Annotated in this window: 1 pseudogene; it reads left to right on the top strand. The window is 69.2% G+C overall.

Annotated elements, in window-relative coordinates:
- Nucleotides 1–37: 37 nt before the first annotated feature.
- Nucleotides 38–14878: pseudogene (locus H0B43_RS41440) on the top strand (amino acid adenylation domain-containing protein); the annotation flags it as partial.
- Nucleotides 14879–14883: the final 5 nt, after the last annotated feature.

Genomic DNA, 14883 nt, shown 5'->3' with positions numbered 1-14883 from the left:
TCCGCCGGTCGGGGACACCCTATGGGGAGGACCCGCCGTGAAGCCCGTGGACACGCGGAAACCGGCTGCACACGAATCGGACGAGGGGCCCTTCCCGCTGTCCGCGGCGCAGCGTGCCACCTGGTTCGCGCAGCAACTCGACCCCGCGGTGCCGATCTCGGTAGCGCACTACGTCGAGTTGCGCGGCGACCTCGACGTGGACCTGCTGCGACGCGAGACCGTCGCGACCGGCCGTGAGTTCCAGTCGCCCTTCCTGCGGGTCGTCGAGGTCGACGGCCTGCCGATGCAGTACGTGGACGACGCGACCGACATTCCCGTCACCGTCGTCGACCTTCGCGATGCGGCCGACCCGGTTGCCGCTGCGCACGCCTGGATGGACCGGGACTACCAGGCGCCCCTCGATCTCGGTGCGGGTTCCCTGGTCGAGACGTCGATCCTGTGGGTGGGCGACGCACACTACCTGTGGTACAGCCGCATTCATCACGTCGCGCTCGACGGGTACGGCGCCATGACGCTCATCAATCGCATCGCGCACCGGTATTCGGCTTCCGTGGAAGGCCGCGAACCGGATCCGAACCGGGCCGCGAGCCTGCGTGCGCTGTACGACGTCGACACCCGCTACCGCTCGTCCGATCGGTTCGCGGCGGACCGGGAGTACTGGGCGGCGCGGATCGAGGCCGCCGAGGGAACGACCCTTGCCGCCGAGGCCGCGCCCGCAGTCGCCAGGAGCAGACTCGAGAGTGCGTCGCTGTCCGAGGCGGCGGTCGCCGGCCTGCAGAGTTCCGACAAGCAGGCCACCGCCACCGCCGCAGCCACGATCATCGCTGCCTTCGCCTGTTACCTGTCGCGGCAGACGGCGAAAGACGCTGTCCTCGTGCAGGTCCCGATGTCCGGTCGGACGACCTCGCTGCTCCGCAATTCCGGGGGCATGATGGTCAACGTCGCGCCGCTGTCGATCGCGGTCGACGAGGCCGGCACGGTCGCCGAACTCGTGTCCCGCGTTCAGCGTGAACTGATGGGGGCGTTGCGGCATCAGCGGTGCAGCCTCGATGACATCCGTCGCGACCTGCGCCCGGACCGCGGCGCGGGGCTCGACGGACCCATGGTCAACGTCATGCTGTTCCACCAAGAGGTCCGGCTGGGCTCTCTGACCGGCGATTACCACATCGTCACGTCCGGTCCGGTGGACGATCTCCTCGTCAACGTGTACCCGAGCGGCCCCGCCGGGCTGTTCGTCGATTTCCGGGCGAATCCGAACCGGTACCAGGACTCCGCCCTCCGCGCGCATCACCAGGAATTCGTCGCGCTCCTCGAGGAGTTCATCGCGGCAGACCCCCGGGCCGGACTCTCGACCGTGCATCGGCCGACCGCGCTCACGGGGGAGCGACGACGCCGGGAGGCGGGCCAACTCGCGTACTGGACGGAACGGCTCTCCGGTCTTCCCGCAGTGCTCGACCTGCCGTCCGACCGGGTTCGACCCGCCGCGCAGTCCGCGACGACGGATCGCGTCGAGGTCCGGGCCGGTGTCGATACCCGTCGCGGAGCGCTCGCGCTGGCACGGGACCACGGCACGACGCCCTTCGACGTTCTGCACGCGGCCCTGATCGTTCTGCTGAGCCGGATCGGCGGCGCGTCGGATGTGCCGATCGGAACCCCGGCCCCAGTGGACGAGGACCCGAACGACGAGGGCCCGAACATCGTGGTGCTGCGGAGCCGCGTCCAACCGGGCATGCCGTTCAGCGATCTGCTCGGCCACGTCCACGAGACCCGGATGGAGGCGTTCGGGCACTGCGACGTGCCGTTCGAGCGGGTCGTGCGGGCCCTGGAGATCGGCGAGTCCCCCGGATACGCGCCGATCGTCCAGGTGCTGTTCGAGCACGGCGACGAGGCGCAGACGCCGGGGATCGGCCGATTCGACCTCCGGGTGGCGACGCGGGAGATCGTCGACGACGCCGACGCCCCGTCCGGCATCGCGATCACGCTCGAGTTCGCCACCGATCTGTTCGACGCCCCCACAGTGGTCACGCTCGGCGAACGATTCCGTCGAATCCTGGACACGGCCACCACCGACCCGGACCTTGCGATCGGCGACATCGACATCCTCTCCGAGGCCGAGCGCGCCACATTCGTGCCGGCGCGGGGAGCGCCGGCACGATCGGAGCGCATTCTGCCCGAATTGTTCGCCGCGGCAGTCGCAGTCGATCCCGACGGTGTCGCACTGTCGTACCGCGGGATCGAGGTGACCTACCGCGAGTTGGACGAGCGCTCCAACCAGTTGGCCCGCGTCCTGGCCGCACGAGGCGTCGGGTCGGAAGACGCAGTGGCACTGGGCATGACTCGCTCGATCGAATCGGTGCTGTCGATGCTGGCAGTCACGAAATCGGGCGCGGCGTTCGTGCCGGTGGATCCCGGGTACCCGGCCGAGCGCATCGAGCACATGCTGGATGATTCGCGGTCCGTCGTCGGGATCACGGTGTCCGACACACATTCCCGGCTGCCGGATGCGGTTCCCTGGCTCGTGCTCGACGACGAAGAGTTCCGCACACTCTGCGCGGCTCAGCCGGTGTCCGTCGTGACCGATGCCGAGCGGGCACGGCCCCTCCGCCCGGAGAATCCGGCCTACCTGATCTACACGTCCGGGTCGACGGGGCGGCCCAAAGGTGTCGTGGTCACCCACCGCGGTCTGGACGACTTCGCGGCCGAACAGCGCACCCGATCCGGTGCCACCCGGACGTCACGGATCCTGCACTTCTCCACCCCGAGTTTCGACGCGTCCGTCTCCGAATATCTCCACGTGTTCGCCGCCGCGGCGACGATGGTGATCGCCGCGCCGACGGTCTACGGCGGCGCCGAGTTGTTCGACCTCCTGGAGGCGGAGCGGGTCACGCACGGTTTCGTCACCACCGCCGCGCTCGGCACGGTCGAGCCCACCGGACTGTCCGCCTTCCGGGACGTGGTGTGCGGCGGCGAGGCGTGCCCGCCGGAACTGGTGAAGCGGTGGGCGCCCGGCCGCAGACTACGCAACGCGTACGGCCCGACCGAGGCGACGGTCATGTCTAACATCAGTGAACCGATGTCGCCGGCGGGAGCCATCACGCTGGGAGGTCCGCTCCGGGGATTCCGCGAGGTCGTCCTCGATGCGCGTTTGATGCCGGTGCCCGTCGGGGTGGCCGGGGAACTATACATCTCGGGGAACGCCCTGGCACGTGGGTATCGCCGCAAGCCGGCGTTGACGGCGGAACGGTTCGTCGCCGACCCCTTCGGGAGGCCCGGCGACCGGATGTACCGCACCGGGGACGTGGTCCGGTGGCGCGCCGACCGCACAATCGAGTACCTGGGCCGCAGCGACTTCCAGGTGAAGGTCCGCGGATTCCGCATCGAGCCCGGCGAGATCGACACGGTCCTGCACGCCCATCCCGGGGTGCGAAGCGCGGTCACGATGCCGCGCACGGCGCCGTCGGGCGAGACGGTGCTCGTGTCTTACGTGCTGCCGGCCACCGGCCGGCGGCCCGCGACTGCCGAGTTGACGGCCCACGTCGGCGGACTGTTGCCACCGCACATGGTGCCCTCCGCGATCGTCGTCCTGGACGAGATGCCGATGACCCCGGCCGGGAAGCTCGACCGCCGGGCCCTGCCGGAGCCGGACTTCCTCTCGGCGTCCGACGAGTTCCGTTCCCCGGCCGATCCCGCGCAGCGAGCGATTGCGCGGGTATATGCGGACGTCCTGGGTGTGGAGCGAATCGGTCTCGGCGACAACTTCTTCGACCTCGGCGGCAACTCGCTCGCCGCGACCAGGGTGGTCGCACGGGTCAATGCCGCGCTCGACGTCGACCTCACCGTGCGGACCCTGTTCGAGGTGCCCACCGTCGAGGCGCTGGCAGCCTGGGCCGCGCACGCCGGCGCCGGGCGGGCCCACCGCCCGAACCTCGTGACGCAGATGCGCCCCGACCGAGTTCCCGTGTCGCTTGCGCAGCAGCGTCTGTGGCTCGTCAACCAGTTCGACACCTCATCTCCGGCATACAACATTCCGATGGCGGTGCGCCTGTCCGGGACGCTCGATGCCCCGGCGCTCCGCGCCGCCGTGGGCGACGTCCTCGAACGACACGAATCGCTGCACACCGTGTACCCGGCATCGGCCGACGGACCGCATCAGGTGATCGTGCCGCCGGAGCAGGTGGTTCTCGATCTCACGCTGAAGGTCGCGCGGGGCGGCGAGGCGCTGTCCGCGCAGATCACCGACCTGGCCGCGCGCGGATTCGACGTGAGCGCCGAGGTGCCCGTACGGGGTGCACTGCTGCAGGCCGGCCCCGACGAGCACGTCCTCGTCCTGGTGGTACACCACATTTCGGCGGACGGGGCGTCGCTCGCCCCGCTCGCCCACGATCTGACCGTTGCCTACGCGGCGCGCGTACGGCAGCAACCGCCGGACTGGCATCCACTCCCGGTGCACTACGCGGACTACAGCCTGTGGCAGCGAGCAGTCCTCGGTAGCGACCGGGATCCCGGCAGCATCATGTTCGCGCAGACGGAGTATTGGAAGACCGCGTTGGCCGGTCTCCCCGACGTGACGGACCTTCCCCTCGACCGACCGAGACCCACGGAGCGGTCGCTGCGGGGCGGGACGGTTCCCGTCCCGATACCGGCCGACGTCCATCGGGGCCTACTCCTGCTCGCGCGCCGGCACGACGCCACGATGTTCATGGTGATGCACGCGGCGCTGGCCGTGGTGGTGGCCAGGTCGGGCGCAACCACGGACATCGCGATCGGAACGCCGATCGCCGGGCGGGGTGAGGAGGCCCTCGACGACCTGGTCGGGATGCTCGTCAACACGCTGGTCTTGCGGACCACCGTCGAACCCGCCGCGACGTTCGCCGAAATACTTGCCCGGGCGCGGGAGGCGGATCTGGCGGCGTTCGGTCATGCGGACGTGCCCTTCGAGAGCGTCGTCGACGCGGTCGCGCCGAATCGTTCGACCGCGTATTCGCCGCTGTTCCAGGTCATGCTGGAGTTCCGGAACACGGCCCCGGTCGAGATGGACTTGCCGGGCCTCACCGTCGAGACCGTCGAGGTCGACACCGCCGTGTGCAAGTTCGATCTGCAGGTGACGCTGGCGGAGCACTACGACGAGTCGGGAACCGCCGCGGGCATCTCGGCGGGATTCACGTTCGCGTCCGACGTTTTCGATCCGGAGACGGTGGTCGAATTCGGGGAACGGTTCGTCCGGATCCTCACCGGAGTGCTGGCACATCCGGACGTGCCGGTCGGTGACGTCGAGGTGATGGGGGCCGACGAGCGGGAACTGGTTGTCGCGTCGTGGAATGCGACGGGGCATCCGGTTCCGGGTGTCACTCTCGTCGATCTGTTGGATGCGCAGGTGGTGCGGAGTCCGGGTGCGGTGGCGGTGGTGTTCGAGGGGGTGGTGTTGTCGTGTGCGGAGTTCGATGGGCGGGTGAATCGGCTGGCGCGGTTGTTGATCGGTGCGGGGGTGGGGCCGGAGTCGTTGGTGGGTGTGGCGGTGCGGCGTTCGGTGGAGATGGTGGTGGGGATATGTGCGGTGGTGAAGGCGGGTGGGGCGTACGTTCCGATCGATCCGGATCAGCCGGTGGAGCGGGTGGGGTATGTGGTGGGGGTTGCGGATCCGGTGCTGGTGCTGAGCACGTCGGGGGATCGGGGGGTGTTGCCGGGTTCGGTTCGGGTGGTGGAGTTGGACACGGTGGAGGTGTCGGGGTTCTCGGCTGAGCCGGTGCGGGATGTGGATCGGTTGGGTCCGGTGCGGCCGGAGAATCCGGTGTATGTGATGTTCACGTCGGGGTCGACGGGGCGGCCGAAGGGGGTGGCGGTGCCGCATGCGGGGGTTGTGAATCGGTTGTTGTGGATGCAGGATCGGTATCGGTTGTCGGCTGTGGATGTGGTGTTGCAGAAGACGCCGGTGACGTTCGATGTGTCGGTGTGGGAGTTGTTCTGGCCGTTGCTGGTGGGTGCGCGGTTGGTGATCGCGGTGCCGGACGGTCACCGTGATCCCCGGTATCTCGTCGACACCATCATCGAACATGGTGTGACGACACTGCATTTCGTGCCGTCGATGCTCGCGGTGTTCGCCGCTGAGCCGTCGGCGGCGCGATGCACGAGCCTGCGGTCGGTGTTCGCGTCGGGTGAGGCGTTGCCCGCACAGACGGCGTCGAGGATGCGTGCGCTGGTCCCCGGTGCCCGGGTGCACAATCTGTACGGTCCGACGGAGGCGTCGGTGGATGTGACGTTCCATGAGGTGTCGGCGGCGGATGTGGTGGGGGTGCCGATCGGGGTGCCGGTATGGAATACGCGGGTGCTGGTGCTCGATGGGCGGTTGCGGCCGGTGCCGGTGGGGGTGGCGGGGGAGTTGTATCTGGGTGGGGTGCAGTTGGCGCGGGGGTATCAGGGTCGGCCGGATTTGACGGCGGATCGGTTCGTGGCGGATCCGTTCGGGGGGTCGGGGTCGCGGTTGTATCGGACCGGGGATCGGGTGCGGTGGTTGTCCTCGGGTGAGTTGGAGTATGTGGGGCGTACGGATTTTCAGGTGAAGGTGCGGGGTCAGCGGGTGGAGTTGGGGGAGATCGAGGCGGTGTTGTCGCGCGTCGCGGGTGTGGCGCAGGCGGTGGTGGTGTTGCGGGGTGACGGGGCTGCGGGTGAGTATTTGGCCGGGTATGTGGTGCCGGCGGGTGGTGCGGTGGTGCAGGAGCGGGTGGTGCTGGCGGAGGCGGCGGTGGTGCTTCCGGGGTTCATGGTGCCGTCGACGGTGACGGTGTTGCGGGAGTTGCCGGTGACGGGAAACGGTAAACTCGACCGAAAGGCCCTCCCGAAACCCAACTTCGATTCAGCTACAGTCGAATTCGTCGCACCCCGCACCCCGATCGAACAGATCGTGGCCGCGGTGTGCGCCGACCTGCTCGGGCTCGCACGGGTGGGCGCGGACGACAATTTCTTCGCCCTCGGCGGGAACTCCCTGATCGCCACTCGGCTGGTGGCACGGATCAACGCGGTCGTCGGCGACCGGATCGGTCTGCGCGACGTGTTCGACGCCCCCACCGTCGCCGGTCTGGCCGCGCTCGCCGAGTCGCACGATGGGCTGGAGTCCCGTCCGCCGCTGAAGCCGAGGGAGGGCACCGCGGAAGTCCCCGTGTCGCCGGCCCAGCAGCGGATGTGGTTCGTCAACCAGTTCGACACGTCCTCGTCCGCGTACAACGTCGCATTCGCGCTCCGGCTCGAGGGCCGGCTGGACGTGCAGGCGCTGCAGGCGGCGGTGGCCGACGTCGTCGACCGGCACGAGGCCCTGCGGACCCTCTTCCCGCTCGCCGAAGACGGAGCCCGCCAAGTGATCCTGACTGCGTCGAGCGCGGTGCCCGACCTCGTTCCGATCGGCGTGCCAGGCGAAGCGGAACTCCGCGACCGGGTGGCGGGTGTGCTGTCCGAAGGGTTCGACGTGACGGTGCAGGTGCCGCTGCGTGTGGCCCTGTTCGCTCTCGACGAGGACGTGCACGTGCTCGCGGTGGTGGTGCATCACATCGCGGCCGACGGTTTCTCGATGGTGCCGCTGGCCCGGGACGTCATGAACGCGTACGGGTCCCGCGTGAACGGCGCGGCCCCCGAGTGGGCCCCGCTCGAGGTGCAGTACGCCGACTATGCACTGTGGCAACGGGAATGGCTCGGATCGGAATCCGACGAGACGTCGCCCCTGTCCCGACAGCTGACGTACTGGACCACCACGCTGTCGGATCTGCCCGAAGTACTGGAACTGCCCACCGACCGTCCCCGTCCGGCGGTCCGGTCGCTCCGCGGCGGCCACGTCGAATTCGTCATCGGGCCGGAGGTCCATGCTGGTGTCGTCAGGCTCGCGCGGCAGCACACCACGACGGTGTTCATGACTCTGCATGCCGCGTTGGCGATCATGCTGGCACGCGTGAGCGGTTCCGACGACATCGCCGTCGGAACGCCGATCGCCGGTCGCGGCGAGCGTGAACTCGACGACGTCGTGGGCATGTTCGTCAACACCCTCGTCCTGCGCACGCGCGTCGACGGCGGCGCCACGTTCTCCGAGCTCCTCGGCAGCGTGCGGGAAACCGATCTGGGGGCCTTCACCCACGCGGAGGTCCCGTTCGAACGGGTGGTGGAGGTCCTGAGTCCGTCCCGGGCGACGGCATACGCGCCGCTCTTCCAGGTGATGCTCGAATTCCAGGACATCGAGCGCCCCGCGCTGGAATTACCGGATCTGCAGGTCCGCGCCATCGAACTCGAGATCGACACGACCAACTTCGATCTGCAGTTGACCCTGGCCGAGAACGTCGACGCCGACGGTCACCCGACGGGTATCGCCGCGAATCTGGGTTACGCGACAGATCTCTTCGACGAAGACACGGTACTCGGTTTCGCCGAACGACTGCTCCGCATCCTCGAGGCGGTCACCGCCGACCCCGGCACACGGGTGGGAGACATCGACATCCTCGGATCTCTCGAGCGTGCCGTGCTGGCCCCCGTGACGGGTGGTGCGGCGGTGGCAGCACGGACGATGCCGGATCTGCTGGCCGAGGCGGCCGCGCGCGATCCGGACGCCTCGGCGCTCGTCTTCGACGGGCGTGACGTCCGCTACGGAGATCTCGACCGGCGGTCGAACCAGCTGGCCAGGATGTTGATCGAGTACGGTGCCGGACCGGAATCCGTCGTCGCACTGTGCGTCCCGCGGTCGGTCGAGTCCGTCCTCGCCGTGTGGGCGGTGGCCAAGTCGGGCGCCGCGTTCCTGCCGGTGGATCCGGATCATCCCGCCGCGCGGATCGAGTACATGCTGACCGACTCCGGTGCCGTGTGGGGTGTAACGGGTGGGGCGCAACGCGGCACACTTCCCGACACGGTGCCGTGGCTGGTGCTGGACGATCCGGACGTCCAGGACCGGCTGTCGACGTACCCGTCGTCGACAGTCACCGACGACGAGCGGACCTCGACGGTTCGGATCGATAATCCCGCCTACCTCATCTACACCTCGGGGTCGACAGGCAGACCCAAGGGGGTCGTCACCACCCACCGCGGACTGGCCGGCTTCGCGGCGCAGCAACGGGAGACGTTCGAGACCACATCAGACTCGAGAACTCTGCATTTCGCGTCGCCGAGTTTCGATGCGTCCGTTCTCGAACTGCTGCTGGCGATCGGCGCGGCAGCCACGATGGTGATCGCACCACCGTCCGTCTACGGCGGCGCCGAATTGGCGCGGTTGATCGAATCCGAGCGAGTCACACACTGTTTCGTGACTCCGGCGGCGCTCGCATCCGTCGATCCCGAGGGTCTCACCGCCGTCGAGTGTGTGGTGACGGGCGGCGAGGCGTGTCCGCCCGAGTTGGTCGCGCGCTGGGCACCCGGCCGGCGCATGTTCGACGCGTACGGGCCGACCGAGACGACGGTCGTGTCGAGTATCAGCGACCGGTTGGTGCCGGGGACCCCGGTCACCATCGGCACGCCCACCCGCGGTTTCGCGGAGGTCGTGCTGGACTCGCGGCTGCATCCGGTGCCGGTCGGGGTCGCGGGGGAGTTGTACCTTGCAGGTCCTGCCCTCGCACGGGGCTACCACCGGAGGTTCCCGCTGACGGCCGAACGGTTCCTCGCCGATCCGTTCGGCACGCCGGGAAGCCGGATGTACCGCACCGGCGACCGGGCGCGCCGGGCCGGTCCCCGGATGTACCGCACCGGCGACCGGGCGCGCTGGCTACCCGACGGGCAGTTGGAGTACCTCGGGCGCACCGACTCCCAGGTGAAGATCCGGGGCTTCCGGATCGAACTCGGTGAGGTCGAGTCGGCCCTGCTCGCCCACGACGACGTGGCGCAGGCAGTGGCGAGCGTGTGGAACGACGGCGGAAGCGACCGGCTGATCGGATACGTGGTGCCCGAACCCGGTACGACCCTCGAATCGCGAGCCGTCCTCGACGTCGCCGGCCGCCGGTTGGCGTCGTACATGGTGCCCGCGGCGGTGGTGGTACTCGACGCGCTGCCGCTGACAGTCCACGGAAAGCTGGACCGCGCAGCGCTTCCTGCGCCGGACTTCGCAGCCGCCGTGCCGGGTGGCCGGCCGCCGCGCACCGAGACCGAGGAGTTGCTCGCCCGACTGTTCGAGGAGGTGCTCGGACTGGATTCGGTGGGTGCGACCGCCGACTTCTTCGCCCTCGGCGGCGACAGCATCATGTCGATACAACTGGTGGCCCGGGCCAAGGCGGCCGGTGTGATTCTTTCGCCCCGAGACGTATTCGACCGCCGGTCGGTCGAGGGGCTCGCCGAGGCCGCGCGGTTCGACGACGGCGGCACGGTCGCGCTCGACGAGTTGCCCGGTGGTGGCATCGGGCCGCTGCCGCTCACACCCGTCGCCCGGTGGATGGTCGAGGGGAGCCGCGGCAGGCTCGGCAGGTTCTCGCAGGCGGTGGTCCTGGCAGCCCCCACCGGACTCACCCACGAGGTGCTCGTCGCGGGTGTCGCGGCGGTACTGGACCGGCACGACATGCTCCGCGCCCGTGTGGTGGCGGACGGCATGGAGGTGCAGCCGCAGGGCTCGGTGCCGGCGGACGTCCGCCGGGTTCCGGTCGGCGCGGTGGACGGCGAAGACTTCGCCGCGCTCGCGGAGGCCGAACTCGACGCGGCGGCAGACCGCCTCGATCCGGCCGCCGCGGCAATGGTGCGGGTGGTCTGGTTCGACGTCCCGGGCGGGCCCGGGCGACTGCTGATCGTCGTGCATCACCTCGTCGTCGACGGTGTGTCGTGGCGGATCCTCGTCGAAGACCTCGCGTCGGCGTGCAGCCGACTGCAGGCCGGCCGGACACCGGACCTGCCGCCGGTCGGCACGTCGATGCGGCGGTGGTCGCACGGCCTGTCCGACGCCGTGCGGAGCCGGACCGCAGAGCTCGAACTGTGGGAGCAGATCCTCGACGGTCCGGATCCGCTGATCGGTTCGCGCCCAATCGATCCCGAGGTCGACGTCGACGCGACCGTCGGGACCGTTACCGTCGACGTGTCGCCGAGCGTGACCGGCACCCTGCTGACCACCCTGCCGGACGCGTTCCGGGCGGGAGTGGGAGACGGGTTGCTCACCGCGCTGACCCTGGCACTGATCAGCTGGCGGCGCGACCGCGGGGTCTCCACGTCGGACGCCGTGATCACCCTCGAGGGGCACGGCCGCGAGGAGCAGGCCGTCGCCGGAGCGGATCTTTCCCGGACGGTCGGCTGGTTCACCACCGTGTACCCGGTGCGGTTGGATCTCACCGAGGTCGACGTCGACGACGCAATGGCCGGCGGGCCCGCGGCAGGCCGGGCGGTGAAGGCCGTCAAGGAGCAGTTGCTCGCGGTTCCGGATCACGGGATCGGCTTCGGAATGCTGCGCTACCTGGACGGCGACACGTCGGCCGCGCTGCGCCGATTCCGCTCTCCGCAGGTGGGTTTCAACTATCTCGGCCGAGTGAATACCACGGTCGGCGCGGAGGACTGGTTGCCGGTGGAGGGCGCGGTCGGTGGCACTCGGAACGCCGACATGCCCGTCGCGTCCGTCATCGACGTCAACGCCGTCGTCACCGACAGTCCGGAGGGTCCCCGGCTGAAGGCGTCCTTCGCCTTTCCCCAGGGCGTTCTGGACGAGGCCGACGTCGCATCGTTCGCGGACGGGTGGCGCCGCGCCCTCGGTGCGCTCGCCGCGCATGCGTCCCGTCCGGGCGCGGGCGGGCTGACACCGTCCGACGTTCCGCTGGTGCCGGCGAGCCAGCAGCAGATCGAGCGGTGGGAACAGCGGTTCCCGGCCCTGCAGGACGTGTGGTCGCTCTCTCCCCTGCAGGCGGGGTTGCTGTTCCACGCGTCGCTGGCCGCGGAGTCGATGGATGTCTACACGGCGCAACTGCGCATCGACCTCGAGGGTGTCGTCGACACGACGCGGCTGCGCGCCGCGGCCGCGGGGCTGCTCGCCCGGCACCCCAACCTGCGGACCGCATTCGTCTACGACGACGGAGTGCCCGCGCAGGTGGTGGTCGACACGGTCGAGGTGCCGTGGCGGGAAGTGGACCTCACCGTCGAGGGACCCGACGCCGACGCGGGTCTCGAACGACTCCTCGACGAGGACCGCGGCGCCCGGTTCGATCTCGCCCGGCCGCCCCTGCTGCGGCTGACGCTGTTCCGTACCGCACCGGACCATGCCGTCCTGGCGATCACGAACCATCACATCATCCTCGACGGGTGGTCGATGCCGTTGCTGGTGCGGGAGTTGCTGCTGCGCTGTGCCGCCGACGGCGACCCGGAAGGCCTGCCGGAGCCGCCCACCTACCGCGCCTACCTGGACTGGGTGGCGCGGCAGGATACGGCGGCGTCGGCCCGAGCGTGGGAACGTGCCCTGGACGGCGTCGAGGAGCCGACGCTGGTGGCGCCGCAGGCGTCCACGGCGGTCCACGGAGTGCCCCACGACATCGACATCGCGCTGCCCGGCCCCGTATGCGACGCGCTCGCCGCGGTCACGGTGCGCATCGGCGTCACCGTCAACACGGTGATACAGGCGGCGTGGGGTGTCCTGTTGTGCCGCTTGCTCTCCCGCGATGACGTGGTCTTCGGGGCCACCGTCTCCGGTCGGCCGCCGCAACTCGCCGGCGTCGAAAACATGCTGGGGCTGTTCATCAACACCCTGCCGGTCCGGGTGCGGGTGAACCCGGACGAATCGTTCGGGGGGCTGCTCGCCCGACTGCAACGAGAGCAGACCGCCCTGCTCGACCACCATCACGTCGGGCTCGGGGAGATCCAGTCGCGGGTCGGGCTGGGCAACCTGTTCGACACGCTGTCCGTGTTCGAGTCGTACCCCATCGACTCGTCCGGGTTGGACGAGAACACCGACATCCGGGGAATGCGGGCGACCGGACTCGACGCCCGCGATGCCACGCACTACCCGCTCACGCTGGTGTCGATCCTCGAACCACAACTGCGACTGAGTCTGCGCTACCAGCCGGGAGTATTCGACCGGGACACCGTCGGCGCCTTCGCCGATCGCCTCGTCCGGATCCTCGACACCCTGGCCCGCGATGCGGACATTCCGGTCGGTGAAGTCGAGGTCATGGGGGCCGACGAGCGGGAACTGGTTGTCGGGTCGTGGAATGCGACGGGGCATCCGGTTCCGGATGTCACCCTCGTCGATCTGTTGGATGCGCAGGTGCTGCGTAGTCCGGGTGCGGTGGCGGTGGTGTTCGAGGGGGTGGTGTTGTCGTGTGCGGAGTTCGATGGGCGGGTGAATCGGCTGGCGCGGTTGTTGATCGGTGCGGGGGTGGGGCCGGAGTCGTTGGTGGGTGTGGCGGTGCGGCGTTCGGTGGAGATGGTGGTGGGGATTTGTGCGGTGGTGAAGGCGGGTGGGGCGTACGTTCCGATCGATCCGCATCAGCCGGTGGAGCGGGTGGGGTATGTGGTGGGGGTTGCGGATCCGGTGCTGGTGCTGAGCACGTCGGGGGATCGGGGGGTGTTGCCGGGTTCGGTTCGGGTGGTGGAGTTGGACACGGTGGAGGTGTCGGGGTTCTCGGCTGAGCCGGTGCGGGATGTGGATCGGTTGGGTCCGGTGCGGCCGGAGAATCCGGTGTATGTGATGTTCACGTCGGGGTCGACGGGGCGGCCGAAGGGGGTGGCGGTGCCGCATGCGGGGGTTGTGAATCGGTTGTTGTGGATGCAGGATCGGTATCGGTTGTCGGCTGTGGATGTGGTGTTGCAGAAGACGCCGGTGACGTTCGATGTGTCGGTGTGGGAGTTGTTCTGGCCGTTGCTGGTGGGTGCGCGGTTGGTGATCGCGGTGCCGGACGGTCACCGTGATCCCCGGTATCTGTCGATATCGCGAGAGTCGGTCACCACTGTGACATTTCGTGCCGTCGATGCTCGAGGTGTTCTGACCGCTGAGCGAACGCGGCGGGATGCGGTCGCTGCGACGGGTATTCGCCAGTGGTGAGGCGTTGTCGCCGTCACAGACGGCACGTCGAGCAGGGTCTGCGCCGGGTGCCCGGAGTTGCACAATCTGTACGGTCCGACGGAGGCGTCGGTGGATGTGACGTTCCATGAGGTGTCGGCGGCGGATGTGGTGGGGGTGCCGATCGGGGTGCCGGTGTGGAATACGCGGGTGCTGGTGCTCGATGGGCGGTTGCGGCCGGTGCCGGTGGGGGTGGCGGGGGAGTTGTATCTGGGTGGGGTGCAGTTGGCGCGGGGGTATCAGGGTCGGCCGGATTTGACGGCGGATCGGTTCGTGGCGGATCCGTTCGGGGGGTCGGGGTCGCGGTTGTATCGGACCGGGGATCGGGTGCGGTGGTTGTCCTCGGGTGAGTTGGAGTATGTGGGGCGTACGGATTTTCAGGTGAAGGTGCGGGGTCAGCGGGTGGAGTTGGGGGAGATCGAGGCGGTGTTGTCGCGCGTCGCGGGTGTGGCGCAGGCGGTGGTGGTGTTGCGGGGTGACGGGGCTGCGGGTGAGTATTTGGCCGGGTATGTGGTGCCGGCGGGTGGTGCGGTGGTGCAGGAGCGGGTGGTGCTGGCGGAGGCGGCGGTGGTGCTTCCGGGGTTCATGGTGCCGTCGACGGTGACGGTGTTGCGGGAGTTGCCGGTGACGGGAAACGGTAAACTCGACCGAAAGGCGCTCCCGAAACCCGACTTCGGCACGAGAACGGTGGGATATCGCGCCCCCACCACTCCCGCGGAGGAGGCGGTCGCCGCGGCCTTCGCCGCCGTCCTCGAAATCGACCGCGTCGGCGCGGACGACAGCTTCTTCGACCTCGGTGGTGACTCGCTCAGCGCCACCCGTGCGGTGGGGCGCATCAACAGCGCGTTGGACGCGAGTGTGGGTGTCGCAGCGCTGTTCGACGCACCCGTGGTGTCGGATCTGGCCGG

The organism is Rhodococcus sp. 4CII (genome assembly GCF_014256275.1).
GTDB lineage: Bacteria > Actinomycetota > Actinomycetes > Mycobacteriales > Mycobacteriaceae > Rhodococcus_F > Rhodococcus_F wratislaviensis_A.
This window is presented reverse-complemented; position numbering and strand designations above follow the sequence as displayed.